This window comes from Acidimicrobiia bacterium (assembly GCA_029210695.1).
In the GTDB taxonomy this organism is placed as follows: Bacteria; Actinomycetota; Acidimicrobiia; order Spongiisociales; family JAHEDJ01; genus JAHEDJ01.
In genome coordinates this window covers 14,305-40,248 of sequence record JARGFH010000001.1, presented here as the reverse complement: position 1 = coordinate 40,248, position 25,944 = coordinate 14,305, and the positions used below count along the sequence as shown (strand labels likewise).

Here is a 25,944-nt window from a genome sequence, read left to right as displayed (position 1 = left end):
CGGGAGGACCCAACTGGCAATTCGCAATTCTCGCGGCAGGCTCCGAGCATGCTGCCAATGATCAGCCGGCCGGATATCGCGCGAGCTCTCCAGGCGTCCGGCGCCGACACTCTCATCGATGTGTGGGTGGTGCCGGGGGCCCGTACGGCCGGCATCACCGGCCTGCACGACGGCGCGGTGCGGGTGCGGGTGTCGGCGCCCGCAGAAGGGGGCAAGGCCAACCAGGCCGTTCTGAAGTTGATCGAGGAGCTCGTTGGAGCCAGGACCAGCCTCGCCCGGGGGGCCGCCTCGAGACGAAAACGCGTGCGCGTGGCCGGCCGCACGCCGGCAGTGATCGCCGACGCCCTGCTCGAGCATCTGACCGGGCATCCGAAGTCGCCATAGGCGGGACCTCAGATCGCACACAGACGATCGGCCCGCGGCTCACATCCTGCTAGGTTCTCCCGCCAAGAGGAGGAACATGGCTCGTCAACTCTCAGCAGGGACCCTCAATCGGCTCCGCCAGAAGCTCGAAGAGGAGCGCGAGAGCCTGGCGCGTCTGCTCGCCGAACATGAGCAGGAGCGTGAAGAAGCACGCCTTGCTGAGACGGCGTCAGAACGCAGCCCGGACCCGATGACGGCTGAGGGCGGATCCATGGCCTTTGAGTACGAGAAGGAACTCTCGATCGATCAGAACGCCGCCGATCTTCTGATCAAGGTCGAGTATGCGCTCGGTCGACTCGAGCGAGGCGAGTACGGCATTTGCGAGTCATGTGGCACTTCCGTACCGGTTGCCCGGTTGGAGGCCCTTCCCTATGTCACGCTCTGCGTTGACTGTGCCAGAGACAGACGCTGAATCGAATCCCATAGAGCGACGTGCACTTGCGCTCGCCGGGGGTACCGCGGCCGTCGTCATTCTGGCCGACCGGCTGACCAAGCTTTGGGCGCTCAATGCGCTGGCAGATGGTCGGATCGTCGTCCTCGACGGAGTGCTCGAGTTCCAGCTCTCGTTCAATACCGGCGCCGCCTACGGGCTGTTCAAAGGGGGCGGGAGTCTCATCGCCGTGGCCGCCCTCGTCGCCACCGGATTGATCATCTACGCCCTACGCTCGGTCGAGAAGCGGTATGAGGCGATCACCCTTGGTGCGATCATGGGAGGAGCGCTTGGTAACCTGATTGATCGCATCGCTCGGGGACCAGGCTGGTTTGACGGTGCCGTCGTCGACTGGATCGGAACACCGCTATGGCCAAACTTCAATATCGCAGACAGCGCGATCTCGGTGGGGGCGGTGCTGCTGATCCTGGCGACCTTCCGCCGCCGCTGACGCACGTAGTACCGCCGGAACTGGCCGGAGAGCGGCTGGATAAGGTCATCGCCGTCCTCGCCGGGATAAGCCGGTCGGCCGCCACCCGCCTGGTCGGTGGGGGTGAGGTTGAAGCAGACGGCAGACCGGTCGCCGCCAGCGAGCGGCTGGCGGTCGGGGTGGTCGTCTGCTTTCCGGCGCCCGTTGCCGATGCCCCTCTGCCACCGGATGCCACAGTTCCGTTCACGGTGCGATACGAGGACGAGTGGATCGCCGTCGTGGACAAACCTGCCGGGATCGTCGTGCATCCAGGCGCCGGCCGGGATTTGGGGACGCTGGCCGGCGGCCTCCTGGCCCGCTGGCCCGAAATCCGGGGGGTCGGCGAGGAGGGTAGGTGGGGCATCGTGCACCGTCTCGACCGCGAGACGTCCGGTTTGCTGCTGGTCGCCAAGACCGTCGAGGCGCTCACGGCGCTACAGGCGGCCATCGGCGCTCGAACGGTTTCCCGGGATTACCTCGCTCTCGTGCACGGTCGACTTCACATGAACACGGGTACGATCGATGCGCCCATCGCGCGCGACCCGGATCGGGCGACCCGGATGGCCGTGGTGGCGGAAGGCCGGCCGGCCCGCACTCACTACACCGTGCGGGCTGCCTGGGGAGAGAGGGCTTCGCTGCTGGATCTGGCGCTCGAGACGGGACGAACACATCAGATCCGGGTTCACCTCAGCTCGATCGGCCATCCCGTGTTCGATGATCGCGTGTACGGCAAGGGTGGACCGCGGTCGGGAGCCGGGCGGCTGTGGCTGCATGCACACCACCTGGAGTTAGATCATCCGCTGACCGGCGCCCGCCTGGAGGTCGACGCCCCGCGCCCGGATGACCTGGCACGGTCACTCGAAACGCTCGGCGAACCCGACTACGGGTCAATCCACGGCTGACGAAGAGACCCCGGCCTTTCGAGCTCCCTAGTTGAAAAACGTGGCGGCGAGATCGTAGAGGTCCGGATCTACTCCCCGGATGCTCTCGCAGGCCTCACCGAGCGGTATCGCCGTCATCTTGTCGCCTCGCACGGCAACCATGACCCGGGTCTCGCCGGCCATGGCCAGGTCGACGGCAGCCGCCCCGAACCGGGTCCCCAACACCCTGTCGAAGGCCGTCGGGGTTCCGCCCCTCTGGAGATGGCCGAGAACCGTCACTCTCGTCTCGAAACCAGTCCGTTGCTCCAATTCCGGAGCGATCTGGTAGGCAACACCACCGAGACGTTCGAACCCGAACGCATCGATCGACAGGTTCACTTCACGCCCGGCAGGAGGAGGAACGCCCTCTGCTACGACCACCACCGAGTATGTGCGCCCGCGGCGGTGCCGTTTCTTGATCATGCCGGCGATGTCGTCGAGGTCGTACGGGACTTCCGGGATGAGCAGAGCGTCGGCTCCTCCGGCGATGGCCGCGTAGGTGGCGATCCACCCCTTCGTCCTTCCCATCACCTCGACGAGCATGATCCGGTTGTGTGATTCTGCCGTCGTGGCGATCCGATCCACGGCATCGGTGGCGATGCTCAGCGCGGTGTCGAAGCCGAAGGTGTAGTCGGTGGCGGCGATGTCGTTGTCGATCGTCTTCGGGACGCCGATGACCTGAAGGCCGTCTTCCGACAGCTTCAATGCAGTGCGGAGGGTGCCGTCACCGCCGATGACGATCAAAGATTCGATGCCGTTTCGTTCGATCGTTCCGCGCACGCTCTCATATCCGTCGCCGTGCACGTAGGGATCCTTGCGGGAGGTGCCGAGGATGGTCCCACCACGCTGGAGGATGCCGCGCACGTCATCGCGGTCGAGCGGGCGCGTACGGCCTTCCATCAACCCTTCCCATCCGTTGAGCACGCCGACTACCTCGGCGTCGTGGTGTTCGGTTGCACGGCTGACTACCGCTCGAATAACCGCGTTGAGCCCGGGGCAATCCCCTCCGGCCGTGAGAACGCCGATGACCCCGCTCATCAGTACAGGAACATCGGTTTGCCGCTGACATGACGGACTTTGGGTCGGTACTCGTCCCGGTCGTAGAGCTCGTCGATGTCCACTCGTTTCAAGCCTTCGGTGGTGACTGAAATCGGTACGCTCGTATAGGTTCCGCCGCGCAGCGCAACCATCCGTCCGGTTGCTCCCTCCATGGCCAGGTCCGCCGCCATTACCGCGTAGTTGATCGCCACCATCAGGTCCAGCGAATCGGGGCTTCCCGAGCGCATCAAGTAGGCGAGGCGCTGCTCGATGATCGAGATACCGGTCCGTTCCTTGATCAACTGTGCGGTGATATCTCCGATACCTCCGAGCTTGCGATGTCCAAACGCATCGGCCTCACCTCGTTCAACGATGTCGCCACCGATCAACTGGGCTCCTTCGGAGATCGTCAATATCGCGTAGTTGCTCGGGTTCTTGGCCCGGTCTTCAACCAGGAAGTTGCACAAACGATCGATGTCGAACGGAACCTCTGAGATGACGGCCCGATCCACGCCGGAGAGGTAGGCCGTGACGAGCGAGGTCTCGCCGCTGTTGCGTCCGAACAACTCGACGACGGCGATCCGCTCGTGGGATCCGGTGGCGGTACGCAGGTTCGTGATGAACTGCACGCCGCGGGTGACTGCAGTGGAGAACCCGATGCAGTACTCGGTCCCGTGCACGTCGTTGTCCATCGTCTTGGGGATGGCGATGACCGGGAAGCCTTCTTCGTGGAGGCGCTGACCGAACGACAGGGTGTCATCGCCGCCGATCGGGATGAGGACGTCGAGTTTCTGGTCCTCCAGCACCCGCAGAGCGTGGTTGGTGAAGTCGTGGGGTCCTTCACCGCTGATCTGGTCCTGGAGGAAGTCGGGAACATCCTTGGTGCGGACCCGCTGGGGGTTCGTGCGTGACGTGTGCAACATGGTGCCGCCGGTGCGGTCGATCGTTCTCACGACATCCGGGCTCAATGTCAGGTAATGCCGGGCAGCCGAGTCGGGATCCGCCGGATTGTGTTCCAGCACCCCGCCCCAGCCGCGCCGGATGCCGATAACCTCATGGCCCTGCTCGGCCACGCGGTTGACCACCGCCTTTATGCATGGGTTGAGGCCGGGGACGTCGCCTCCTCCGGTCAGAATGCCGATACGCATGGTGAACTCCGATTGTGCCTTCTGTCGTGTGGTTCTGAGTCATCTGGTCGCGTTTGCGCGACCAGATCATCCAGCCTGGTAGACGTCGACGAAGCGACGGTAGTTGGCGGAGATCGAATCGACGGCCTCTGCGCGGCTCATCTTTCCATCCTTGTAGCCCTCGACGCCTGCCCACCAGATCGACCGGCCGATGGCAAATCCTGCGTAGCCGGGCACGCCGGATCCCATCCGCAGCCAGTGGTCGACCTTGGCATCGTCTGCACCACGGCCGAGGACGACGGCGATGACGTCATCGCGTCCACCGGATCTGACGAGATCGGACAGCAGCTCACAGTTGCGCCGGCGGTCGAGACCTTCGATCTTCCAGATATCAGGCTCCACGCCGGCATCGAGGATCTGTCGGATCGCTTGGAGGGTGAGATACGGGCGGGCCTCCGAGTCGTAGTCGGCAGCCGACCCGACGAGAGCAAGTTGTTGGTCGGTCGGCGGCACCAGCAACTCGAAGAGGTAGGTACGTCCCTTGTCGCGTAACCAGTCGCCTAGTCGCTTCAGGCGCTCGCCCTGGATGCGGTTGTCCTCCGGAGCATCGTCCGGGTTCCAGCGGACGAGCACCTTCGAGAACTCAGGGTCGAAGCGCTCAATGTGGTCTCCGAACTCGTCGCCGTACTCGAAATCGAAGAGAGGTTGGCCGGACGACTCGACCGGCATCGCCAGCTTGATGCCCCTCTGCTTGGCATCGCGGGCCACATCGGCACCCATCTCCTCATCGACGAGCACACCGACGAGGTCCGGGGAGAGCCCGTCGTCGACTGCCTTGAGGGCGCCTTCGTATACGAGACGCTTGGCGTCCTGGAGGGCCGCTTGCTCGTCGGCGGTGGCATCGCGACCGCTGATCCCGAACATCTTCGACTTGAAACTTCCCCGGTGATCGAAGGCGAGGATGAACAACTCGTCACTCATTTGGTTTCTCCCTTGAGGCTTTGGACGACAACAACTGTAGTGGCCGCGCCTATGAGTGAGGATACGCATGTCCGCTGTTCGATTAGCGTGGTCGACCATGGAAACGGGTACCGTCTGCTATCGCCATCCAGATCGAGAGACCCTCCTGGGCTGCGCTACGTGCGGCAAGCCGATCTGCATCGAGTGTGCCGTCGACACCCCAGCAGGTCAGAAGTGTTTCGAATGCGCCCGCCCGGCCGCCCGGCAGGTCACGGCCAGACAACTGCTCAACCGACCAACTCCTGTGTCGTTCGGATTGATCGGAGTGGCGGTCGTGCTGTTCCTGGCGCCTCGGGTCGTGCCGGGTCTGGCCGAACCGACGGTGCAATGGGCACGGGACCTGATCGAACAGAACGCCGCCCAGGCCAACTGGCTGGTCGCGGACGGAGAGTGGTGGCGAGTCCTCACCGCCGCGTTTCTGCACGGGAGTTCGACTCACCTTCTGTTCAATATGTGGGCGTTGTACGTGTTTGGGCCCGAACTCGAACGACAGATCGGCTCGTCTACGTTCGCGGTCCTGTACCTGTCGACGGCCGCCGCCGGGGGAGCGGCCGCGTATTTCCTCAGCGCCGAGTTCACGGTGCTCGTCGGCGCCTCCGGGGCCATTTTCGGGCTATTCGGAGTTTGGCTGGTCGGGTCCTGGCGGGTGCGGCATACACGAGCAGGCGCCGCCCTCTACCGTCAGCTCGTCATCCTGCTGGGCATCAACGCGGTGTTCTCGTTCGTCGTACCGCGGATCTCCTGGCAGGGCCACCTGGGCGGATTCCTGGCCGGCCTCGTCATCGGTTATCTGTGGGGCCTGGTCCCGAAAAAGACGACGATGAACCGGACGGCCATCGCCGCCGCGATCGGACTCGTAGCTTTGTTCCTGGTCATCTTCGTCTGATGGAGGTCGGGGCGACTGGAGACGCGAAATGAACCTCTCGCCTCGCGATTCAGGGACCGGGCCAACTGCTACAGTCGGGAATCCCACTGATGTAGTTCGGACCCATGGACCGCGATAGCTTCGCTAACCTCCACGTTCACACAGAGTTCTCGATGCTCGACGGTGCGGCGCGGGTCAAGGATCTGGTAGCCGCCGTGAAAGCCGACGGGCAACCGGCGGTTGCGATCACGGATCACGGTGTCATGTACGGCGTCGTCGACTTCTACAAGGCTGCGACCGGCGCCGGCATCAAGCCGATCATCGGGGTCGAAGCCTATGTGACACCGGGCAGCAGGTTCGATCGGCCCGCCCGCGCCGAGAATATCCGGCATCACATGACGTTGCTCGCAGAGAACCAGACCGGCTACCGCAATCTCATGCAACTCGTCAGCAAGTCGTACCTCGAGGGCTACTACTACAAGCCACGGATGGATGTCGAACTGCTCAGCCGTTACTCCGAGGGCATCATCGCCACCTCCGGCTGCCTCGGCGGCCACGTGCCGAGCCTGCTAGCTCCGGACGCCTCGCGGGAAGAGGGCAACACGCAGCTGAGCAGGGATTTCGACGGCGCCGTCGAGGCTGCCGCGATGTATCAGGACATCTTCGGCCGCGACAACTTCTTCATCGAGCTGGGGGATCATGGGATCGAGGCGCAGCGACGAATTCTGCCCGATCTCGCGGATATCTCGCGCAAGCTCGGCGCTCCGCTGCTGGCTGCCAACGACTCTCACTACATCACCGCCGAGGATGCGGCCGCCCACGATGTGCTCCTGTGCATTCAGACCGGTTCGACACTCGACGATCAGAATCGATTTCGATTCGAGGGATCCGGCCTCTACGTGAAAACCGCGGCGGAGATGCGATCCCTGTTCCCGGAGGAGCGCTTCCCCGGTGCTCTCACCAACACGTTGTGGGTCGCCGAGCGGGCCAACGTGGAGCTGGAGTTCGGCAACTTCCTGTTGCCGGTATTCCCCGTTCCAGAGGCGCACACAGAGCAGTCATTCCTTCGAGAGCTGGTCGAGGAGGGGGCCAGGGTCCGGTACGGCGATCCGGTGCCGGATGATGCTCGGGAGCGAATCGAACACGAACTACGCATCATCGACGACATGGGTTTTCCCGCCTACTTCCTCATCGTGTGGGATCTCATTCGCTATGCCCGCCAGCAGCGGATCCGCGTTGGACCTGGTCGCGGTAGTGCGGCCGGTTCCATCGTTTCGTATTGCCTGCGGATCACCGACCTCGATCCGCTCCAGTACGGCATGATCTTCGAGCGGTTCCTCAATCCCGGCCGCCGGGAGATGCCCGACATCGACATGGACTTCGATGAACGCTATCGCGGCGAAATGATTCGATACGCAGCAGAGAAATACGGGTCCGACCACGTTGCTCAGATCATCACCTTCTCCACCATCAAGGGGAAGCAGGCCATTCGCGACGCCGCCCGGGTCCTGGGACATCCATACGGCCTCGGGGACCGGGTTGCCAAGCTGATGCCTCCGGCGATTCTCGGCAAAGAGCCTTCGCTGGAGCAGTGTCTGACGCCCCCGGCGTTGGAGGCCGACGTCACCGTCAAAGACTGGTTTTCCAATGCGGCGGGCTTGCGGGAGGCCTATGAGGCCGAGGCAGAAGTCCGTCAGGTGGTCGATGCCGCCAAAGGCCTCGAAGGACTTCGCAGGCAGGATTCAATCCATGCGGCGGCAGTCGTCATTGCTCCGGAGCCCCTGACCGGACTCGTGCCCATCCAGCAGAAGGGCGAAGGCGCCGAGATCGTCACGCAGTACGAGATGCACGGAATTGCCGACCTCGGCCTGCTCAAGATGGACTTCCTCGGTCTTCGCACACTGGCGATCATTGAGCGGACGCTGGAGTTGATCGAGGCATCCGGTGGCGGGATCATCGACATAGACAGTGTCCCGCTGGACGATCCGGAGACCTTCGAGTTGATCCGAAACACAGACACCGTTGGTGTTTTCCAGTTGGAGGGCTCTGCGATGCGGTCGCTGATCCGCTCGCTTCAACCGGAAACATTCGATCACATCGTTGCCACCAACGCATTGTTTCGTCCCGGTCCCATGGGTCAGAACATGCACTACGAATACGCAGAGCGCAAGAACAACCGAAAGCCGGTTGAGTACCCGCATCCCGCCACCAAACCGTTCCTCGAATCTACGTACGGGATAATCGTCTACCAGGAACAGGTCATGCAGGTCGCCCGCGACCTGGCCGGCTACTCGATGGCCGAAGCCGACAACCTCCGCAAGGCGATGGGTAAGAAGATCAAATCGGTGATGAATGCCGAGAAGCAGAAATTCGCGGAGGGGTGCGCGGCGCAGGGTCACCCGGTGAATCTCGGTCGGGAGCTGTGGGATGCCATCGAACCGTTCGCCGGCTACGGCTTCAACATCCCGCACAGCGCCTGTTACGCCTATATCGCATTTCAGACGGCCTACCTCAAGGCTCACCATCCGGCCGAATACATGGCGGCCATCCTCACCTCGACCAAAAAGGACAAAGACCGAACCGCCCTTTACTTGGGCGAATGCCGGAACATGGGTTCGGGCGTGCTGGTGCCGGATGTGAACGAATCCGAGGTTGATTTCACAGTGCGCTCCGGCAAGATCCGGTTCGGTCTCTCGGCGATACGCAACGTGGGGGAAGGCGTTGTGGAGAGGATCATCGAGGCGCGGACTTTGGGAGGGCCGTTCATCGATTTCCAGGACTTCGTGGACCGCGTCGACGTCTCCGCGCTCAACCGCCGGACCGTGGAATCGCTCATCAAGGCCGGCGCGTTCGATGCGCTCGGATTGGCTCGGAAGGGACTGATCCTGACGTTCGAGCAGATACTCGAATCAACGATTGCCCGCAGACGCAAAGAGGATCTCGGTCAGTTCAGCCTCTTCGGCGGCGAGCAAGAGGTCTTCTCCGACGTCGTCGAGATTCCGGATGACGAGTGGGACAAACGGACGAAACTCGGATTCGAGAAGGAGATGCTGGGCCTGTTCATCTCCGACCATCCGTTGCTCGGTGTCGAGGGGCTGTTGCGACGTGTCGTCACCTGCGGTATTCCGGATCTGATGGAACTCACCGACGGGGCGTCTATCACGGTTGGTGGTCTGGTTTCGGGCATCAATCGCCGCTTCACCCGTAACGGTGATCAGATGATCTACTTCACCATTGAGGATCTGGCCGGTTCCGTCGAAGTCGTTGCATTCCCGCGCACCGTCAACGAGTGCGGACCGCTGATTCGCGAGGATGCAATTCTGCTGGTGAAGGGTCGCCTCGACCATCGTGGAGATGATGTCAAGGTCATGGCCTACGGCATCGAGGAACCGCAACTCGATCCCGACGGCGCGGTGACGCTCGAGATTCCCGCCCGCTTGCTCTCACCCGAGCGGGTCAAGCAATTGAAGGATGTGTTGATCAACCATCCGGGTCAAGCCCCCGTGTATCTCCACATGACGACGGACACCGGCCACAAGGTGTTGAAGCTGGGCGACGACCACCGCGTCGAGCCGCGCAGCGACCTCTATGCGGAGCTGCGCGAGCTCTTCGGACAGAAATCGATACTCTAGAGCCGCAGGCTCCTTCAGAACCCCAGGACTTCCAGGCCCTCAGACCTGATGAACAACTCGTCCAGCGCGTGAAGGCTGGTCGGGCTCTCTGGTTGCCAGGGGACCGTTGCCAGGGCCGTCTTGTGGTGGGCTGCGAACTCTCCGCGATGCGCCGCTTGTCGTATTGCTTCAGACGACCATCTGCGCAGATTGTCGGCCAGAACCGGAGGCGTGTCTGCCGGTGCCCGCCCCGTCATCCAGGAGTCTGGGAGCGATCGATTGAACACAACCAGTTCCGGGCGGCTGGCGACCTTGGGGAGCTCACGGAAGAATCGCTCCGCTTCTCGCAAGGGCGCCGGATCTGCGGTCGTCACGACGAGAGTCGATGCCTGCCGGAAGTGCCGCTCGATGGCGGCCGCTCGCCGGGAAACACTGTCGTGGGTTGTGCGGAGATCAAACAGGAACTCGGCCACTCTTTCGAGTAGATCGGAGCCGAGCACTGCGCTCGCCATCCGAAGGGCCGGACGTCCGGCGATTCGGAACAAGCTGCGTCGACCCGGAAGCGGGCCACCGGTGATCCAGCGGATGAGGCGTCCACCGACGAGATCGCGGGTCTCCGCCGGCGCAGTGAAAAACTCGATGCCGCCGGCCGCCGGTGGAGTATCCACGACCACCACATCCCACTCGCCGCTCTCCAGATGGTCGGCCATCCGTTCAGCGGCGGCATACGACTGGCTGGCCGGGAAATGTCTGGCGGCCACCCGGAAGAACTCGGAGGATACGAGCCGTTCGGCTACCTCCGGATCGGCATGGCGTCGTGCAACCGCATCCCACGAATGCTCGGCGTCGAGCATTGCCCCCCAGAGAAGGTCGAGTTCCGCATTGGCGGTTGGAACCGCTCCGAGCGTTCCGACACCAAGCGCGTCTGCCAGACGCCGGGCCGGGTCTACGGTGAGGGCGAGTGTGCGTCTTCCCGACCGGGCGGCCCGGACGGCGATGGCAGCCGACAGCGTGGTCTTGCCGACGCCGCCCGCTCCGGTGACGAGAATTGCCCTGGTCACAGCGACCCCAACAGATCGGCGAGTCGCTCGGCCACCTCGGCCGGCCCGGTTACTCCGAACAAATACGGCAACCGGGGTCCATCCGGTGTTTGTTTGAGCCACTTCGTTTGTTCCTCGACCAGGCCGTGGTGGAGCACCGCCGCTTCGTGCACGGCTCCCTGCGAGGGGCCGGTCGACACAGGAACTCCCATCGGTTCCAGGACACGATTCGTGATGACCGACTTCGTGGTGATCAGCTTCGAATTCTGAAGCCAGATCATCGCCTCGGCCGTTTCCAGGGCCGGCAGTTCTTCGGCAAGCGTGACCAGCACCAGGGCAGATCGGGCCGGATCGGCGAGGATGTCGGCCATCCAGGCCGCCTGGTCGCGAATCCGGCCGGTTGGCACCAGATCCGAAACCGTGCGAGGGGCGCGCAGATGCGAACCGATTTGGCCGATCGGTGGGCCGTCTGCCACGACGAGATCCCAGGTGTCCCCGCGACGCACCTCATAGAGCACCTTGCCCATCGTGACAATCTCGCGGATGCCGGGGGCGGCTGAGGCGAGCGCATCGAAGGCGCTGGCCAGCGGACCCAGTCTGGCGAATTTGGGGATGCCGACCTGGAGGCGCAGGTATTCATCGAGGGCGGCCGGGCGCTCGACCTGCAGCGCCGACAGGCCGCTGCGAATCTCGTGGGCGTTCGGTCCAAGGGTCTCGACGCCCAGGTGCTCGCCCAGGCCGCCTGATTCGGTCATGGAAATGGCCAGGGTCCTGCGTCCGGCCCTTACCGCGCGCAGTGCGATGGCTGCTGCCACAGCCGACCGGCCTACCCCTCCCTTTCCGGTGACTACGACGAGCCGCAACGAATCCATCGGGGTCAGGGTAGTGGTGCCGGGCCACCCCTCAGACCGATCGAACGAACCGTCGACGCGATAGCCTGAGGGGACGCAAGTGGATGGAGTTCACCTCATGGCAGAGTTTGACGTCGACCAGTTCATCGCCCGCTTCAAGGCCCGGGCCGATGCCGTGAAGGACCGAAACCTCCCACCGGTCGCCGGTCCCGAGCGCCAGCGCCTCATCGATCAGGCCGAGGCCGACTTCATGGACTTCTCGCTGGTTGCCAAGGCTTCTTGGGCGGTTGAGGAGGGGAAGCTGGTGTTTCGGATCCCCCTGGGAGGCGAGTAGGTACCTGGCAATCGGCAATTGGCAATTGGCAATTGGCAATTGGCCCTGTGTTGTATCCGCACTTCGGCAGAGAGCGCTACTCCCTGGTTGCTCGTTTTGCCTCTAGCCGGCGTTCTTCGTTGAGGCGTTCGAGGCCGGGGTCCGAGTAGTCGACGAACTGCATGGCGTCGGCGATGATCTCATGTCCGGCAACGTCCCTGATCTGGCGATGCATCTCCTGACAGACGCGCCGGTAGCTGGGATGTCCCGCCGGTTGCGTGCGCAGCTCGAGGAGGTGGAACGCCTCCCTGGCGTTCATCTCGATCATGTAGCGGATGCGGAAGGCGAACGGGACTACGTACTGAGCAACGTCCGCGTTTGAGGCGGCGCGCACCTGCTCGGAGAGAACGGAAGCGCGCTGCATGAGCGCGTCCCACTCATCGAGTAGTCCTGCCTCGGCGACCTCCACCGGCGTGTCGTAGCCGAATCGGGTGGTCAACCGCTGCCACTCAATGGTGAGCATCCGGTGCCGCTGAAGATCTCGGAAGGCGCCGTAGTCGGACAGGATGTCGAATCGGTAGGAGACGCGTTCCATGGCCCGACCCGGTTTGTGCCGCCGGTTGCTGCGATCGCCGACATAGGCTCGGAGAATGCGCGCCCGTTCCTCAATCGGGAGCCGCTCGACGTGTCTCAGGAGCTGCGCATCCGGCAGTCCGGTGGAGGCGTAGAGGGCGGCGGCGGCGATCTTGAGCTCTGCGTCTTGATCCCAATCGACGAGGGTGACTTCATCGGTTTCCTCCGGCTGCTCGTCGAGTGAGCCGGCGATGTCTGCCATTGCGCCGGCCGAGGCGGCGAGGTAGTTGCTCCAGGCAATACCCCGCTCGGGAAGATCTACCCGTTTCATGAAGGCCGGTATTTGTTTGCGGAGCTCGTCGAGCATCATTGCCCCGTATGTGCGCACCTCGGTGAGTGGATGGGCCTGCATTCTCACGAGGGCCATTTCGTAGGCCTGGCCCGTGCCGTAGATGCCAACGTTGGACTGCGTGGCAGCCGGCAGGATCCCGCGGACCGTGTCGTATGCCTTGGCACGGATCGTTGAGCGCCAGACGAAGTCGCTATCGGCGGTCTGCTGCGGGTAGATGGCGGCGAAGTGATCTACGAGCCGTTCAACCGCCTTCGAATAGAAGGTGAAGATCTGCTCCATGTATTCCGTGAAGGAGTCTCCCAGTCCGGCATCCTTGATCTCGTCGGGGATGAAATATCGGTAGCGCTCTCCAAGCGGACGGTCGTAGGCGATATAGCGGGTGCTTTGTTCGAGATAGGCGGCGATTCTGCCCCACTCGAGCACTTTCGTGAGCACGTTGGAGGCTTGTTCGCAGGCGAGGTGCACGCCGCCCAGCTGGGCTACAGAGTCGTCGCCGTATTCGAAGAACACTCGATCGTAGAGCTCCTCCGCCCGCCGGAACTTGATGATGGAGTCTTCGTTCTGGAGCGTGGCAGCAATGGCCTCGATGCCGAGGTCGGCATTGGCGACGAATTCGTCGAGGAACAACCTGCGGACGGACTTGTGGGTTCGTGAGTATCTGGCGAACAACGCGCCCTTGACGACCTCGGGAAGATTGATGAGGCCGAAGACCGGTCGGTCGGTGTTGGTGAAGAATCGACCCAGTATGGCGGCCTCCGCCGGGGTGAATGGCTCTTCGTAGTAGGCGCTCACGGAGCGCGATAGTACCGGAGAGGGAACCAAGACGGGGTAGCCTGCCGTTGCTATGAGCGTGTTCTGGTTGAGATTCGTCATCGCCGCGTTGTTGCTGGCCGTGGTAGCCGTTGCGGCTGTGCCGCTCCTGGTACTGCTCGACCTTGCCTCGGGCGGTACCGGATACGGTCTGTGTGGCGATGGTTTGTCCGGATGTGCGACCGGCTATGCGTCCGGACCTGAGCTGGCGATCGGGCTGGCGTTATTGCTGTTCGGGCTCACCGCAACGTTGCGAGTGATGATGAGGATTGTTCGTCGCGCAGAGCGTCGCAAGGAGATCGCCGAGGCGACCAGGAGGCTGGCGGCGCCGCGCTGATCATCAGTGGGCGGGGCTGACGGCCTCGGCCGCCGGGATCTCGTCGGTGTCCTTTGTGGTGGTCAGCACCACGTAGATCGCACCGAGGATGAGGATCGAGCCGATCCATCCGCGGGCCGTGAGCCGCTCGCTCAGCAACCAGGCCGCAAACACGACCGCAAAAACGGGTTCGAGCGCCAGCAACATGGCGGTACGAGCCGGCCCCACCACAGTCTGAGCCCACACCTGCAGGATGAAGGCGCCGCCGCTCACGGCCAGGCCGGTGAGCAGGAGAGCCGGAAGATCCGACGAGGTCGGGAAGGGGAGTCCCTCGAAGACGGCCGATACCGCCAGTGCCGCAACGGCGGTGAAGAGCAACTGCACCGCCGCAAACGGCACAACCGGGTGGCGATAGGCGACTCGCGACATCACCACGATGTGCCCGGCAAAGGCCACGGCACATCCGACCGTCATCAGGTCCCCGCTCTGGAGGCGGAAGGACTCGTCGATTGTCAGCAATGCCAATCCGGCAATCGCCACACCGGCACCGATCGTGGTCCAGACGCCCGGTCTCCGCCGGGTGACGGCAGCCGCCAGGAGAGGGGTGAGCACGACATACAGGCCGGTGATGAGTCCCGAGTTCGAGGCGGACGTAAGGGAGAGCCCCCAGGTTTGAAGTGCGAACCCGGCAAACAGCAGGACGCCGGCCAGGAGCCCGTCCTTCCAGATCCGGCTTCCGCGCGGCCAGGCCAGCAACAGCAATGCGAGGGCGCTGATCAGGAAACGCCACCCGACGAAGGCGAGGGGAGGGAGTGAGGCGATGGCCTCTTTGATCACGACGAAGGTCGCCCCGAACAAGAGGGCGGCGACGGCGAGCGCGAGATAGGCGATAGGGGGACGGCGCATGGATAGAGAGGTTAGGTATCCCCGTCGAACATGCCGTCGAGTTCGTGCACAACGACATAGAGGCCGTAGGCGGTAGCCGCCTCGCTTCCGTTGGCTTCCAGGGATCCCGACAACCTGAGTTTCCGGCCGCGCCGATCGTCGAGGCGTCCGCGCAGACGCAAAGCGGAACCGTCGATTGCGACCGGTTTTCGATACCGGACTTCCAGGGTGGCCGTGACGATGAACACCTGCTCGCCGACCATACCGGTCCAGGCGAGGATTTCATCGAGGGCGGCGGCGGCGATGCCTCCGTGGAGGACGCCGGGGCCGCCGCCATGCTCGATACGTGGGGTGAATTCGGCTACGAGATATTCGCCATCGAGTCGGAAGCCGTCCACGCCGAGTCCGAGCGGATTGGCGCGGCCGCAGGCGTAGCAACCATCGTCGAAATGCTTCCTGATGCGATCGGCGAGATCTGTGAGGTCAGCCGGCAATCTCGACACCGCCACCGTCGAGCGAGGTGATGCCAACCAGTGCGTGTACATCCCACCCGTGGGACTCGAGGAGTTCGCGCCCTCCCGCAAACGTCTTTTCGATGGCGAAAATGGCCCCAACAACTTCGCAACCTGCTTCCTCGGCGATCTCACCCAGCGAGGTAGCGGTTCTGCCGCCGGCCAGGAAGTCATCGACGATGGCCACCCGGAGGCCCGGCTCGAGGACGCGGCGGGCGACCTCGACCCGGTATTCGGCGCCTTTGGTCGGAGAGGAGACCTCCCGTGAGAACGTGTAGCGCTCGCCGGGGCCGAGATACTTCTTGGCGTACACCATCGGGATGCCCATCTCCCGGCTGGCTGCCAGTGCGGGGGGAATGCCGCTGGCCTCTGCGGTGAGAATCAGGTCCGGGTTCTTGTCGGTCAGCCAGGCGGCGATGTCGAGGCCGACCGCCGCCATCACCTCGGGGTCGACGCGGTGGTTGAGGAAACGATCCACCATGAGGAGGTCGCCCTTGACCTCTCCGTACCGAGCGATGGCTTCGCGCAGGTTCACGGGCGGAAGAGTAACAAGTGTCGGGTGACGGGTAGCTGCGCGCAAAGCGGTTTCGCCAATTGCCCATTACCCGAGCGCTAGCCTCCCGCCGCATGGCACGCGGTCACGAACGAGCAGACGGCACTACTCCCACCCAGGTCGAGAGGGCCCACGCTCGCAAGATCGGTGACCGGCTCTCCCGCCGTTATCCGGTGATCGGCACAGCACTCGACTACGGCAGCCCGTGGCAGCTCCTGGTGGCGACGGTGCTGTCGGCCCAGACGACGGACGAGAACGTGAACAAGGTCCTTCCCGTGTTGTTTAACCGCTATCCGACGGCCGACGATCTGGCCGGCGCCGATCCGGAAGCCGTTGAAGCGATCGTATTCTCGACCGGCTTCTACCGGCAGAAGACGAAGTCGATCATTGCGCTCGCCTCCGATCTCGTTGAAAAGTATGAGGGCGAGGTGCCGATCGATATCGATGAGCTCACCACGCTGCGAGGAGTCGGCCGCAAAACGGCCAGCGTGGTCCTGGCAGAGGCATTCGGGGTGCCTGCCATCGCCGTCGATACCCATGTGAAGCGCCTCTCGAACCGGCTCGGGCTGACCACGGCTTCCGATCCGGCCAAGATCGAGGCCGACCTCAAAGCGTTGTTTCCCAAGAGCAGGTGGCTGAACTTGTCCATGCAGATGATCCAGTACGGCCGTGACATCTGCGATGCTCGCAAACCCCGGTGTTTCGAGTGCGGCCTCGTCGATATTTGTCCATATCCGGACAAGCGGATGAGTGAGTAGCCGGCATTCGGGATCAACCGACGGGGGAGCGCGGTTCTCGTCTGCCGAGGTTATCGGTTATAGGTCATAGGTTGTGGGTTCTGGCGCGTTGCGATGGTGGCAGGGGCGGTGCTCGGCCAATCAGCAACTGCCAATTGCTCGATGCCGGAGCCAGATCCGGATGAGCGCGACCGGCCTTCCTGGCCCGTTACGGCCGGGCGCCGATCGGTGGCCGAACCTTAACGGCTTCGAAACATGTCGAGGATCTGGGAAGATCTCAGCACACAAACCGGTTGGTTGTCGCATATGGAAATCACGCTTGTCGGCGCGTTCGTCGCCGGACTCTTCTCATTCGTTTCACCGTGTGTCCTGCCGTTGCTGCCGGGCTACTTGAGCCTGATGTCGGGGTACTCGGTTGCCGACCTCCAGGACAACTCAGCATCCTGGAAGAGAATGCTGGGCGTCACCAGCCTGTTCGTCCTCGGATTCACCGTTGTGTTCGTAGCGCTCGGAGCGGGTGCTACCAGCATCGGCGGATGGCTCCAGCGCAACAGTGTCGGCCTGTCGAAGGTAGCCGGATGGATGGTCCTGGCGTTCGGCATTTTGATCATGCTGACCGCGCTGCAGAAGGGCGGGAGGCTGACGTCGTGGATGATGCGCGAGCGCCGAATGCACGTGAACACCGGAAAGATGGGCTTGCTCGGCCCGCCGATCATGGGGGTCGCTTTCGGGTTTGCCTGGACACCGTGTATCGGGCCGATCCTCGGCGGAATCCTCCTGGTCGCTTCAGCCCAGGAAACGGTGGCGCAAGGCATGGTGCTGTTGTTCGTCTATGCGATGGGCCTCGGCGTCCCCTTCGTCATTGCCGGAGTGGGGATGAGCGCCACGTTCAAGGCTATGACCTTCATGCGGAAATACCTGCGACCGATCAATGTCGCATCGGGGTTGCTCCTGGTCGGGTTCGGTGTGGTGATGATCACCGGCAACCTGACGCGCATTGCCTCGTGGATGCTCGACGTGTTCGGCGACACCCCCATCGGCAACTTCATCAACGAGTCCACCTAGTCGCGAGTCGCGAGTACCCGCGACTAGCAACCCGCGACTCGCGACTACGCTCCGCGCATGACCCCTGATCGCTCCACCTTCCTGGAACTCGCCGGGCAGTATGCGGTTGTTCCGGTGTCGATGCAGGTTCTCGCCGACCGGGAGACCGCCGTTACTGCCTACGAGAAACTGGTGGGAGACGAGCCGGGATTCCTGCTGGAGTCCGTCGAAGGTGGCGAGCGATGGGCCCGTTGGTCGTTCGTCGGTTGGAATCCCGAATACACGCTGTCGGCGCGCGGGGGTGTGTCGAAAATCGACCGTCCGGAAATCGAGCTTCCTCCCGGTAACCCTCTCGAAGTCCTCGAGAGCCTCATCTCCGGGTTGTCGGCGGCTCAGTACGACGGGCTTCCTCCGCTTCACACGGGAGCGGTCGGCTGGCTCGGCTACGACGCCGTTCGATATGTGGAGCATCTCCCCGACAGCCCTCCGGACGACCGGGGCCTTCCTGAGATGGTCTGGCAGTTCGTCGGTTCGCTGGCCGCTTTCGATCGGATGGCGCAGCGAATCACTCTGGTGCGCAATGTGTTCGTCGGCGATGACCCTGAAGCTCAGTACGAACGGGCGATCGCCGATCTCCAGGAAGCTGCCGCCCGGCTCGGCGAACCGTCCGGCTACACCGTCAGAAGGGCCGACTGGGAGTCGGCCCCTCCGGTCGCCCGCTCAACGCTCGACCGGGAGCCGTTCGAGGCTGCCGTCCGCCGCGCTAAGGAATACATCGTCAAGGGCGACGCTTTTCAGATCGTCATCAGCCAGCGTCTCGAAGTTCCCTTCGACGGCGACACCTTCGCCGTCTATCGAGCCCTGCGGATGATCAACCCTTCGCCCTACCTCTTCTATCACCGGCATCCTGAAGTGACGGTTATCGGATCCTCTCCGGAGCTGATGACGAGGGTGCGAGGGGGAGTCGTTTACTCCCGACCGATTGCCGGCACCCGGCCGCGAGGAGCAACTCTCGGGGAGGACGAGCGACTCGCTGAGGAACTCCTCGCCGACCCCAAGGAGCGGGCAGAGCATGTGATGCTCGTAGATCTCGCTCGCAACGACATCGGCCGCGTGTGTGAGTACGGCACAGTGGCTGTGGACGATCTGATGGTGATTGAACGCTATTCACACGTCATGCACATCGTTTCCGGGGTTTCCGGGAAACTACGGTCCGGCATCGGGCCGGTTGAGGTGGTGCGCGCCACGTTCCCGCACGGCACGGTGTCGGGTGCTCCCAAAGTGCGGGCGATGGAGATCATCGACGAACTGGAACCCGTGGCGCGCGGCCCCTACGCCGGCGCGGTCGGGTACATCGACTTCTCGGGCAACATCGATACCGCCATCTGCTTGCGCACGGTGGTGGCGGCCGCCGGCAAGGCGTGGGTCCAGGCCGGCGCCGGGCTCGTGGCCGACAGCGAACCGTCTGCAGAATATGACGAGACCATGAACAAAGCCGCCGCCGCCCTGGCGGCAATCGCGGGAGCCGACCATGTCTGATGCCTCGTTCGGAGATGTCACCGCCGAATACCTCGCCATCCGGCGGGGGGCCGGTCTGGTGTCCGGCAGCCATGAGGCGGTGCGAGTGGTGGGGCCGGATGCGATCTCCTTCCTGCAGGGATTGCTCAGCCAGGATCTCAGCGGACCGGCCGGGACGGTGGTGCGTTCACTGCTCCTCACGCCGCAGGGCAAGCTACGGGCCCTGCTCTGGGCTCTGATCGGCGAGGGCGAGGTTGTCCTCATCGCCGATGCCGGTTCAGGTGAGACGGTGGCCTCTGATCTCGGGCGGTATCGCATCCGGGTCGACGTGGAGATCGAACGCGAGAGGAGCCCCGTCCTCGAGCTGTGGGGCCCTGCGTCGGCAGGAGTCCTCGAGAGGGCAGGCATCTCCGCTCCCGGCGGTTGGCGGCCTTTCACCGGTGGATGGGTGGCGCGAGCCGGACTTGCCGGACTCGACCGTTACCTGCTGACCGGCGTTGATCCGGCCCGACTCCTCACCGCCGGAGCCGTCCGGTGTGGGCAGCAGGCTGCCACGGCGGTACGGATCGAAGCAGGCGAACCGGTCATGGGCGCAGACGTCGACGAGTCGACCATCCCGCAGGAATCCGGGCTGGTTCCCGAGGCTGTCTCCTTCACGAAGGGGTGCTATCTCGGCCAGGAGCTCGTCGCCCGGATCGACAGCCGCGGTCATGTCAACCGCCGCCTGCGCGGCCTGGTGGTAGAAGAGAACCTGCTCCCACCCCGGGGAGCAGCGGTGTTCTCCGGCGACCGGGAGGTCGGCCTGGTCGGGTCGGTCGCCGAGTCGCTGACGCTGCGCGCCCCCGTCGCCCTGGCCCTGGTGAGGCGCGAAGTCGAAATCGGTGCAGCCGTCGAGATCAGGTGGGAGGGAGGCTCGGTCGGCGCCACCGCCGGGAACCTTCCACTCGACGATTTCACCGAGGATTGATCGTTTTCGAACAATGTCCGGCGACGATGGTGCTGTGACCCCCCGTCACCAGAGCAATACCAGGCGACCGGTACGATGATGGAGCGCCATGAACAAAGGTTCGATCCTGCTGATCGAAGACGAGGAGAGCATCGGCGAGATGCTCTCGACCGTGTTCGAGCGAGAAGGCCTTCGGCTCGTTCACGAACTGACCGGTGAGGACGGGCTTCGCCGTCTTGCCCGTACCGAACCGCTGGTTGTGCTCCTCGATCTGAATCTGCCCGGTATGGACGGCGTTGAGGTGTGCAAGCGGATCAGGTCGAAATCCGATGTTCCCGTAATCATGCTGACGGCCCGGGACACCGAGATCGACAAGATCATCGGGCTCGAGATCGGCGCAGACGACTACGTGACGAAACCGTTCTCGGCTCGGGAACTCGTTGCACGAGTCAAAGCCGTCCTACGACGATCCCAGGATCGTCCCACCGATCGGCGCTTCATCGAAGTGGGTGGATGGACGATCGACAGTGGAAGACGGGAGGTCAAGCCTCCACACGGAGATCCCATTCGTCCAACCGCCAAGGAGTTCGATCTTCTCTGGTACCTCTCCGATCACAAGGGAATGGTGCTGTCCCGAGCGCAGATCCTCGAAGCAGTCTGGGGATACGACTACTTCGGGGAAACCCGCACGGTCGACGTGCACATCCGGCAGCTCCGCAAGAAGCTCGAAGGTATTCCCATCGAGACGGTCTGGGGCGTTGGCTACCGGATCGAAGTGATCTGATGAGACGCCGGTTCTTCTGGTCGCTACTCGGTGCGATGGCCGCCACCCTCCTCATCGTGACCGCCCTCGGAGCATTGGTGACCCTCTCGCTCGTTCGGGCCCAGACTCGTCAGGAGATGCAACGCCAGGTCGGACAGATCGTCGGGTTGATCCAGGACGCGTTCGTGACCGACGGTGTCGACCTCGACGGCGCCGGTGCCCGCGATCTACTGGCCGAGAACTCGGCGCCGACGGTGCGGCGGACCCTTCTCGAAGCCGGCAGGGTGGCCGGACCCGAAGCGCAGGTTCGCCTGGTGGCGGTGACGTCCGGTGAACGAATCGTGGGCGGTGAGCTTCCGGTCGCGGTAGTACGGGCGTTCGACTTCGCCGCGATCCTGTCCGGCGAAACCATGGCCAGACGGGTCGCGGACCTCGAAGGCGGAGCAGTCGTCGAGGTCGTCGCCGAGCCGGTGGCGGAGATCGGGAGGACGGGCACGGTGCTGGCGGCAGTGCTGATCCGCCAGTCGGATGTGCTCGAATTCCGTTCGATCATCAGACAGATGGTGTTTCCGCTTCTGGTGGCGGCGTTGGTGGCAGCCGTCGTCGCAGGGAGGCTATCGAAATGGTTCGTCAAGCGTTTGGCGCACCTCCGGGAGGCGGCGAGCGAACTGGCCGCCGGCAATCATGAGGCCCGAGCCGCCGTCGAAGGATCGGACGAGATTGCGGCTGTGGCCGGGTCCTTCAATGAGATGGCGGACGAACTGGACGCAGCCCGACAGCGCGAACGCGAGTTCCTCATGAGTGTTGGACATGACCTCCGGACCCCGCTCACGACGGTCTCCGGATATGTCGAGATTCTCCAAGAGGGAAACCTCGACGGGCCCGAACTCAGCCGGATCGCCGGGGTGCTCGAACGGGAGACGGGCCGTCTCAAGAGGTTGATAGAAGACTTGATGCTGCTCGCCCGGCTCGAGTCGAACGAATTCTCGATTCGGGCGGAACCGGTCGAGGTCTCCGCCCATCTGGGAGAGACCATTGAGGCTTACCGGGGGCGGGCCGAAGCCGCCCACATCACCCTCCGGTTTGAGCCAGCCGGCGGTGGCACGGTGGCGATCGACCCGGACCGGCTCGATCAGATCGCCGGCAACCTGATCGAGAACGCGCTCCGCTACACGCCCGAGGCAGGCACCGTCACCGTCAGGCTGGCGGTAGGTCCCGGGTCCGTCCGTCTCGAAGTCATCGACACCGGACCTGGCATCTCGGCCGATGACCTCCCGCACGTGTTCGAGAAGTTCTACGTCGCCAGGAAGTACCGGCGTGTGCGTCCCGAGGGTTCGGGGCTCGGCTTGTCGATCGTGCACGAAATCGTTACCGCGATGGGAGGCACCATCGAGGCCCGATCGAACCTGGATCACCCGGGAACGATCATCACGGTGGTCCTGCCCACCAAAGAATCCCCTGCCCCTACGATGTAGGCCCTCATGCTCGACACAATCGTCGCCGCCGTCGAGGCGCGACTCCCCGCAGTTGTTGCCCGCTACGACGAGTACCGCTCCGCGGCCGGCGTCACGGACCGGTCGTTCGCTGCAGCCCTGTCCGGCCCCGGCGTTTCGATCATTGCCGAAGTGAAGCGGCGTTCGCCATCGCGGGGGACGCTCAACGCCGATCTGGATCCGGCCGGACAGGCTGCCCTTTATGAGCAGGGAGGGGCGGCTGCGATTTCGGTTCTGACCGAGCACGACCACTTCGGCGGCTCCCCGGATGATCTTCGCCTGGTCCGGGGCGTTGTCGGGGTTCCCGTTCTCCGGAAGGACTTCATCATCCATCCCTCCCAGGTCTGGGAGTCGGCGGCGATGGGCGCAGATGCCATCCTGCTGATCGTGGCGATCCTCGACGACGCGATGCTGCTCAGCCTCTTGACTGAAGCAACCGGAGCAGGCCTGCCGGCACTCGTAGAGGTCCACTCTGCAGAGGAGGTTGCCCGGGCGCAAGGCGTTGGGGCGAAGATCATCGGCGTGAACAATCGAAACCTGCGCACGTTCGAGGTCGACCTAACTACCGCCGAGCAACTGGCGCCGCTCCTCGGTGCCGGTGTGCAGCGTGTTGCCGAGAGCGGAATCCACTCGCCCGAAGATGTCGCCAGGATGGCGGCAGCCGGATACGACGCGGTGCTGGTGGGGGAGAGTCTGGTCCGGGCAGAGGACCCGTCGGAGCTCGTCGGGCGGTTCGTGGCGGCCGGTGCCCGATGTGGGTGAAGGTGTGTGGATTGCGACTGCGCCGGGACGTCGAGGCGGCGGTCGAAGCCGGAGCCGACGCGGTCGGATTCGTTCTGGCCGATTCGCCCCGCCGCGTGTCACCCGATATCGCCCGTTCCCTTGGTGCCGACCTCTCCATCCAAACGGTGCTCGTCACTGTTGATACAGAACCCGAGCAGCTGATGCGCTGGGTTGATGACACCGGTGCAAGCGGTGTCCAACCTCATGGTCGCTACGCTCAGGCCGCAGGCGACGCGGCGGTCGCGAGGGGATTGCTCGTGCTCCACCCCGTGGCCATGGACGCGGCCGTCGACCCTGCCGAGATCCCGGCCGATCGCATTCCGTTGCTCGACAACTCTCAGCCGACCCGGTCGGGTGGAACCGGTACGCCGTTCGACTGGAGTCTGACCGAAGGAGTGCAGCGCGACTTCGTGCTGGCCGGAGGACTGGGCCCTGACAATGTGGCGGCGGCGATCACCCGGGTTCGCCCGTGGGGGGTCGACGCCTCCACCGGCCTAGAGTCTGCCGCCGGAGTGAAAGATCCCGAACGCATCAGGGCGTTTGTGAGGGAGGCCAAGAACCAATGAAACTGGAACGACCCGATTCACGAGGCCGCTTCGGCGAGTTCGGAGGGCGGTTCGCTCCCGAGACCTTGATGCCTGCACTCGAAGAGCTCGAGCACGCCTTTGAGGCCGCCTGGGTGGACCCCGGGTTCCGCGCCGAGCTCGACCGCCTGCTGAAGGATTTCGTCGGCCGCCCCACCCCGATCTTCGAGGCCGAACGCTTGAGTGCTCAGCTCGGGTTCCGGGTGTTGCTCAAGCGAGAAGATCTCGCTCATACCGGCGCCCACAAGATCAACAACGCCATCGGCCAGGTTCTTCTCGCCCGCCGTATGGGCAAACCGCGCGTGATCGCAGAGACCGGAGCCGGACAGCACGGCGTCGCCACTGCGACGGCCGCCGCCCTGCTCGGCCTCGAGTGCGAGGTGTTCATGGGGGAGAAGGACATCGAGCGGCAGTCGCTCAACGTGTACCGCATGCAGATGCTCGGCACCCGCGTCATCCCGGTCACGAGTGGGGCCGGGACGCTGAAGGACGCGGTAAACGAAGCCATGCGAGATTGGGTTGGTACCGTCGAGACCACTCACTATGTGATCGGTTCGGTGGTCGGTCCGCATCCCTTCCCCTGGATGGTGCGTGAATTCCAGCGGGTGATCGGAGATGAGTCACTCGAGCAACTGGGCGAGGATCTGCCGGATGTCGTGGTGGCGTGTGTTGGCGGTGGGTCGAACGCCATCGGGATCTTCTATCCGTTCGCCGGTCTGGGCATTGATCTGGTCGGAGTCGAAGCGGCCGGAGAGGGCATCGAGACCGGCCGGCATGGTGCCTCACTGGGTGAGGGCTCGCCCGGAATTCTCCATGGAACCCGAACCTACCTCTTGCAGAACGCCGACGGCCAGGTGCAGGAGGCGCATTCCATTTCGGCAGGACTCGACTATCCGGGAGTCGGCCCGGAACACGCCTACTTCCAGGACCTCGGTCTCGCTCGCTACGTGTCGATCACAGACGACGAATCGCTCGAAGGAGTCAGTTTGCTGGCCAGGACCGAAGGCATCATTCCTGCCCTCGAATCTGCTCATGCGATCTCCTGGATCGCCAAGGCCGCCGGGGAACTCCAGGGCAAGACCGTACTCGTCAATCTCTCCGGTCGGGGCGACAAAGACGTTCAGCAGATCGCCGAGGCCCGCTCGTGAGCGCCGAACGACTCACGTCTATGTTCGCGGCTCGCCGCGCCGGCAATTCCACCGCGCTCTTGCCGTTCATGACGGCCGGATTGCCCGACCCCGGACATGCGGTCGAGATGTTCGAGGCGATGGCCGGGGCCGGCGCCGACGGATTCGAGGTGGGGATCCCCTACTCGGATCCGCTGATGGATGGGCCCATCATTCAGGAAGGCGGGGCGCGAGCCCTGGCTACCGGCGTTGGCCTCGAGGAAGGGCTCGAAATCGCCGGTCGGGTGGTCGCCCGGACCGGCTTGCCGGCTCTCGTCATGACCTACGCGAACGTCGTCGTGCAGGCCGGACCGGATGAATTCGCCCGCCGGGCAGCCGATCACGGCGTCAGCGGGGTGATCGTTGCCGATCTCCCCCTCGAGGAAGCCGGTCCCATCCAGGAGGCCGTCGAACGGGCCGGACTCGGCATGGTTCTGTTCGCAGCCCCGACGACAACGGAGGCACGACTGCGCCGGATCGTCGACGCAGAACCGGTCTTCATCTACGGGGTCGCCGATCTGGGGGTCACAGGCGAACGCAAGGTTGCCAGCAGTCGGGCCGGGGAACTCGCCGGCAGGATCCGGGCGCTGACCGATATTCCCCTGGTGCTGGGAGTGGGCATTTCGACCCCCGAGCAAGCAGCTGCCGTCGCAGCATCGGCCGACGGAGTGATAGTCGGCTCGGCATTGGTGCGCCGGGTCCTCGAGGCGAGGACACCAGCGGACGCAATCTCGTCGGTAGCCACCGGCGTGAGGGAGTTTCGCGCGGCATTATGAAAAGAGGAAGTTCTAGGTTCTAAGTT

27 protein-coding genes are annotated in these 25,944 nt (G+C 63.9%); 18 read left to right on the top strand and 9 right to left on the bottom strand.

The window, feature by feature from the left end:
* The first annotated feature begins 48 nt into the window (after positions 1 to 48).
* The 4 genes from P1T08_00195 (at position 49) to P1T08_00180 (ending at position 2,224) form a co-directional block, all read left to right on the top strand.
* Positions 49 to 384, top strand: coding sequence for a DUF167 domain-containing protein (locus P1T08_00195; GenBank protein ID MDF1594500.1), 336 nt, complete (start codon positions 49 to 51; stop codon positions 382 to 384).
* Between the two features lie 76 nt (positions 385 to 460).
* Entirely contained in the window at positions 461 to 835 is a 375-nt protein-coding gene (locus P1T08_00190; GenBank protein ID MDF1594499.1) for a TraR/DksA C4-type zinc finger protein, read from the top strand.
* Positions 816 to 1,304 carry a signal peptidase II gene (lspA, locus tag P1T08_00185; GenBank protein MDF1594498.1) on the top strand — a complete coding sequence of 163 codons (489 nt, stop codon included), beginning with the start codon at positions 816 to 818 and terminating at the stop codon, positions 1,302 to 1,304. Before P1T08_00190 ends, lspA begins: the two co-directional genes overlap by 20 nt.
* A complete protein-coding gene (locus tag P1T08_00180) occupies positions 1,223 to 2,224 on the top strand; it encodes an RluA family pseudouridine synthase (GenBank protein ID MDF1594497.1) in 1,002 nt (333 codons plus the stop codon). Before lspA ends, P1T08_00180 begins: the two co-directional genes overlap by 82 nt.
* A 27-nt stretch (positions 2,225 to 2,251) precedes the next feature.
* Here P1T08_00180 and P1T08_00175 read toward each other — a convergent pair whose 3' ends face one another.
* From P1T08_00175 to P1T08_00165, 3 genes are all read right to left on the bottom strand, one after another.
* Positions 2,252 to 3,280, bottom strand: a complete 1,029-nt coding sequence (locus P1T08_00175) for an ATP-dependent 6-phosphofructokinase (protein ID MDF1594496.1) — start codon at positions 3,278 to 3,280, stop codon at positions 2,252 to 2,254.
* Positions 3,280 to 4,428 carry a 6-phosphofructokinase gene (locus P1T08_00170; GenBank protein MDF1594495.1) on the bottom strand — a complete coding sequence of 383 codons (1,149 nt, stop codon included), beginning with the start codon at positions 4,426 to 4,428 and terminating at the stop codon, positions 3,280 to 3,282. The genes P1T08_00175 and P1T08_00170 overlap by 1 nt, the downstream gene beginning before the upstream one ends.
* A 66-nt stretch (positions 4,429 to 4,494) precedes the next feature.
* Entirely contained in the window at positions 4,495 to 5,388 is an 894-nt protein-coding gene (locus P1T08_00165) for a DUF2090 domain-containing protein (protein MDF1594494.1), read from the bottom strand.
* A 67-nt stretch (positions 5,389 to 5,455) separates the two neighbouring features.
* Here P1T08_00165 and P1T08_00160 point away from each other — a divergent pair, with 67 nt between their 5' ends.
* Positions 5,456 to 6,313 (top strand): rhomboid family intramembrane serine protease, encoded by an 858-nt coding sequence (locus tag P1T08_00160; protein MDF1594493.1) that lies wholly within the window; start codon positions 5,456 to 5,458, stop codon positions 6,311 to 6,313.
* Between the two features lie 104 nt (positions 6,314 to 6,417).
* The gene (gene dnaE, locus P1T08_00155) at positions 6,418 to 9,924 is read left to right on the top strand and encodes a DNA polymerase III subunit alpha (GenBank protein ID MDF1594492.1); all 3,507 of its coding nucleotides are present in this window, start codon (positions 6,418 to 6,420) and stop codon (positions 9,922 to 9,924) included.
* A gap of 14 nt (positions 9,925 to 9,938) precedes the next feature.
* Here the strand turns inward: dnaE and P1T08_00150 are convergent, their stop codons facing one another.
* The gene (locus P1T08_00150) at positions 9,939 to 10,964 is read right to left on the bottom strand and encodes an ArsA-related P-loop ATPase (GenBank protein ID MDF1594491.1); all 1,026 of its coding nucleotides are present in this window, start codon (positions 10,962 to 10,964) and stop codon (positions 9,939 to 9,941) included.
* The gene (locus tag P1T08_00145; GenBank protein MDF1594490.1) at positions 10,961 to 11,815 is read right to left on the bottom strand and encodes an ArsA-related P-loop ATPase; all 855 of its coding nucleotides are present in this window, start codon (positions 11,813 to 11,815) and stop codon (positions 10,961 to 10,963) included. Before P1T08_00145 ends, P1T08_00150 begins: the two co-directional genes overlap by 4 nt.
* A 97-nt stretch (positions 11,816 to 11,912) precedes the next feature.
* Between P1T08_00145 and P1T08_00140 the strand changes: the two genes are divergently transcribed.
* Positions 11,913 to 12,128: a hypothetical protein gene (locus P1T08_00140; GenBank protein MDF1594489.1), complete on the top strand. Its 216-nt coding sequence runs from the start codon at positions 11,913 to 11,915 to the stop codon at positions 12,126 to 12,128.
* Between the two features lie 76 nt (positions 12,129 to 12,204).
* Here P1T08_00140 and P1T08_00135 read toward each other — a convergent pair whose 3' ends face one another.
* On the bottom strand, positions 12,205 to 13,824 hold the full coding sequence (locus tag P1T08_00135) for an FAD-dependent thymidylate synthase (GenBank protein MDF1594488.1): 1,620 nt from the start codon (positions 13,822 to 13,824) through the stop codon (positions 12,205 to 12,207).
* Positions 13,825 to 13,876: 52 nt separating this feature from the next.
* Here P1T08_00135 and P1T08_00130 point away from each other — a divergent pair, with 52 nt between their 5' ends.
* Positions 13,877 to 14,179, top strand: coding sequence for a hypothetical protein (locus tag P1T08_00130; GenBank protein MDF1594487.1), 303 nt, complete (start codon positions 13,877 to 13,879; stop codon positions 14,177 to 14,179).
* 3 nt (positions 14,180 to 14,182) lie between these two features.
* Here the strand turns inward: P1T08_00130 and P1T08_00125 are convergent, their stop codons facing one another.
* The 3 genes from P1T08_00125 to P1T08_00115 are packed head-to-tail and all read right to left on the bottom strand — an operon-like array spanning position 14,183 to position 16,090.
* Positions 14,183 to 15,064 carry a DMT family transporter gene (locus P1T08_00125; protein MDF1594486.1) on the bottom strand — a complete coding sequence of 294 codons (882 nt, stop codon included), beginning with the start codon at positions 15,062 to 15,064 and terminating at the stop codon, positions 14,183 to 14,185.
* 11 nt (positions 15,065 to 15,075) lie between these two features.
* Entirely contained in the window at positions 15,076 to 15,537 is a 462-nt protein-coding gene (locus tag P1T08_00120) for a PaaI family thioesterase (GenBank protein MDF1594485.1), read from the bottom strand.
* Entirely contained in the window at positions 15,527 to 16,090 is a 564-nt protein-coding gene (locus tag P1T08_00115) for a phosphoribosyltransferase family protein (protein MDF1594484.1), read from the bottom strand. The genes P1T08_00120 and P1T08_00115 overlap by 11 nt, the downstream gene beginning before the upstream one ends.
* Positions 16,091 to 16,182: 92 nt before the next feature.
* Here P1T08_00115 and nth point away from each other — a divergent pair, with 92 nt between their 5' ends.
* The 10 genes from nth to trpA all read left to right on the top strand — a co-directional run bounded on the left by nth (position 16,183) and on the right by trpA (position 25,918).
* Positions 16,183 to 16,866, top strand: a complete 684-nt coding sequence (nth, locus tag P1T08_00110) for an endonuclease III (protein MDF1594483.1) — start codon at positions 16,183 to 16,185, stop codon at positions 16,864 to 16,866.
* A 234-nt stretch (positions 16,867 to 17,100) separates the two neighbouring features.
* Positions 17,101 to 17,910: a cytochrome c biogenesis CcdA family protein gene (locus P1T08_00105; protein MDF1594482.1), complete on the top strand. Its 810-nt coding sequence runs from the start codon at positions 17,101 to 17,103 to the stop codon at positions 17,908 to 17,910.
* A 57-nt stretch (positions 17,911 to 17,967) separates the two neighbouring features.
* A complete protein-coding gene (gene trpE, locus P1T08_00100; protein ID MDF1594481.1) occupies positions 17,968 to 19,428 on the top strand; it encodes an anthranilate synthase component I in 1,461 nt (486 codons plus the stop codon).
* Positions 19,421 to 20,374 (top strand): glycine cleavage T C-terminal barrel domain-containing protein, encoded by a 954-nt coding sequence (locus P1T08_00095; GenBank protein ID MDF1594480.1) that lies wholly within the window; start codon positions 19,421 to 19,423, stop codon positions 20,372 to 20,374. Before trpE ends, P1T08_00095 begins: the two co-directional genes overlap by 8 nt.
* Positions 20,375 to 20,462: 88 nt before the next feature.
* Positions 20,463 to 21,137, top strand: a complete 675-nt coding sequence (locus P1T08_00090) for a response regulator transcription factor (protein ID MDF1594479.1) — start codon at positions 20,463 to 20,465, stop codon at positions 21,135 to 21,137.
* A complete protein-coding gene (locus P1T08_00085; protein MDF1594478.1) occupies positions 21,137 to 22,591 on the top strand; it encodes a HAMP domain-containing sensor histidine kinase in 1,455 nt (484 codons plus the stop codon). The genes P1T08_00090 and P1T08_00085 overlap by 1 nt, the downstream gene beginning before the upstream one ends.
* Before the next feature lie 6 nt (positions 22,592 to 22,597).
* Positions 22,598 to 23,371, top strand: coding sequence for an indole-3-glycerol phosphate synthase TrpC (trpC, locus tag P1T08_00080; protein ID MDF1594477.1), 774 nt, complete (start codon positions 22,598 to 22,600; stop codon positions 23,369 to 23,371).
* Between the two features lie 11 nt (positions 23,372 to 23,382).
* Positions 23,383 to 23,958 (top strand): phosphoribosylanthranilate isomerase, encoded by a 576-nt coding sequence (locus P1T08_00075; protein MDF1594476.1) that lies wholly within the window; start codon positions 23,383 to 23,385, stop codon positions 23,956 to 23,958.
* Positions 23,955 to 25,124: a tryptophan synthase subunit beta gene (gene trpB, locus P1T08_00070; protein MDF1594475.1), complete on the top strand. Its 1,170-nt coding sequence runs from the start codon at positions 23,955 to 23,957 to the stop codon at positions 25,122 to 25,124. Before P1T08_00075 ends, trpB begins: the two co-directional genes overlap by 4 nt.
* Positions 25,121 to 25,918: a tryptophan synthase subunit alpha gene (gene trpA / locus P1T08_00065; GenBank protein MDF1594474.1), complete on the top strand. Its 798-nt coding sequence runs from the start codon at positions 25,121 to 25,123 to the stop codon at positions 25,916 to 25,918. Before trpB ends, trpA begins: the two co-directional genes overlap by 4 nt.
* Positions 25,919 to 25,944: the final 26 nt, after the last annotated feature.

What these genes read in the sequence shown, in the direction of transcription:
- trpE (MDF1594481.1), top strand. Translation starts at nt 17,968, where the DNA reads ATGACCCCTGATCGCTCCACCTTCCTGGAACTCGCCGGGCAGTATGCG.
- P1T08_00165 (MDF1594494.1), bottom strand. Translation starts at nt 5,388, where the DNA reads ATGAGTGACGAGTTGTTCATCCTCGCCTTCGATCACCGGGGAAGTTTC.
- P1T08_00180 (MDF1594497.1), top strand. Translation starts at nt 1,223, where the DNA reads ATGGCCAAACTTCAATATCGCAGACAGCGCGATCTCGGTGGGGGCGGT.
- P1T08_00170 (MDF1594495.1), bottom strand. Translation starts at nt 4,428, where the DNA reads ATGCGTATCGGCATTCTGACCGGAGGAGGCGACGTCCCCGGCCTCAAC.
- P1T08_00145 (MDF1594490.1), bottom strand. Translation starts at nt 11,815, where the DNA reads ATGGATTCGTTGCGGCTCGTCGTAGTCACCGGAAAGGGAGGGGTAGGC.
- P1T08_00090 (MDF1594479.1), top strand. Translation starts at nt 20,463, where the DNA reads ATGAACAAAGGTTCGATCCTGCTGATCGAAGACGAGGAGAGCATCGGC.
- P1T08_00125 (MDF1594486.1), bottom strand. Translation starts at nt 15,064, where the DNA reads ATGCGCCGTCCCCCTATCGCCTATCTCGCGCTCGCCGTCGCCGCCCTC.
- P1T08_00095 (MDF1594480.1), top strand. Translation starts at nt 19,421, where the DNA reads ATGTCTGATGCCTCGTTCGGAGATGTCACCGCCGAATACCTCGCCATC.
- P1T08_00105 (MDF1594482.1), top strand. Translation starts at nt 17,101, where the DNA reads ATGTCGAGGATCTGGGAAGATCTCAGCACACAAACCGGTTGGTTGTCG.
- P1T08_00160 (MDF1594493.1), top strand. Translation starts at nt 5,456, where the DNA reads ATGTCCGCTGTTCGATTAGCGTGGTCGACCATGGAAACGGGTACCGTC.
- P1T08_00140 (MDF1594489.1), top strand. Translation starts at nt 11,913, where the DNA reads ATGGCAGAGTTTGACGTCGACCAGTTCATCGCCCGCTTCAAGGCCCGG.
- P1T08_00190 (MDF1594499.1), top strand. Translation starts at nt 461, where the DNA reads ATGGCTCGTCAACTCTCAGCAGGGACCCTCAATCGGCTCCGCCAGAAG.
- P1T08_00130 (MDF1594487.1), top strand. Translation starts at nt 13,877, where the DNA reads ATGAGCGTGTTCTGGTTGAGATTCGTCATCGCCGCGTTGTTGCTGGCC.
- P1T08_00195 (MDF1594500.1), top strand. Translation starts at nt 49, where the DNA reads ATGCTGCCAATGATCAGCCGGCCGGATATCGCGCGAGCTCTCCAGGCG.
- dnaE (MDF1594492.1), top strand. Translation starts at nt 6,418, where the DNA reads ATGGACCGCGATAGCTTCGCTAACCTCCACGTTCACACAGAGTTCTCG.
- P1T08_00085 (MDF1594478.1), top strand. Translation starts at nt 21,137, where the DNA reads ATGAGACGCCGGTTCTTCTGGTCGCTACTCGGTGCGATGGCCGCCACC.
- trpC (MDF1594477.1), top strand. Translation starts at nt 22,598, where the DNA reads ATGCTCGACACAATCGTCGCCGCCGTCGAGGCGCGACTCCCCGCAGTT.
- trpB (MDF1594475.1), top strand. Translation starts at nt 23,955, where the DNA reads ATGAAACTGGAACGACCCGATTCACGAGGCCGCTTCGGCGAGTTCGGA.
- P1T08_00175 (MDF1594496.1), bottom strand. Translation starts at nt 3,280, where the DNA reads ATGAGCGGGGTCATCGGCGTTCTCACGGCCGGAGGGGATTGCCCCGGG.
- nth (MDF1594483.1), top strand. Translation starts at nt 16,183, where the DNA reads ATGGCACGCGGTCACGAACGAGCAGACGGCACTACTCCCACCCAGGTC.